The 419-nt window shown below is 49.9% G+C and carries 1 protein-coding gene; it reads left to right on the top strand.

Features of this window, described 5'->3' with window-relative positions; genetic code table 11:
- Positions 1–393: hypothetical protein (locus ACYP03_RS24265; protein WP_459782405.1), on the top strand; the 393-nt coding region annotated here is incomplete at its 5' end.
- Positions 394–419: the final 26 nt, after the last annotated feature.

Genomic DNA, 419 nt, shown 5'->3' with positions numbered 1-419 from the left:
GGGCAGGATTTACTGGAAGAAGGAAAAGGGCTGTTGACGCATTGTAATCGTAACAGTGGCTCTGCCTATCAGGGGATGGTGCCCCTGATGGTGCTGACAACGCATCCGCAACTGCGGCAGCGATTTGAGTCATCACTGGCGGAAAACAGCCATCAATTGTCACATTTCAACATTTTTCCCACTGTGCTTGAAATCCTGGGTTATGAACATGATTTTGTGAAACAGCATTACGGTGATGCTATGTTTTACCCGGTGGAACGGCTCGGGAAGTTCTATACCAGCGAATTATTTATGCCGGTGCATACGCAGCTCGACTATGAGTGGCAAAGTGTGCCGCTGCGAACACCTTCCCGGTTAGTTCCGGGAGCGCTTGCCAATCAGCATGCTGACTGACATGGATGTTCTGCCTGATGGCAAAA

Source organism: Photobacterium sp. R1 (assembly GCF_054600795.1).
The sequence above is the reverse complement of the archived record's forward strand: the minus strand, read 5'-3'. Positions and strand labels throughout refer to the sequence as shown.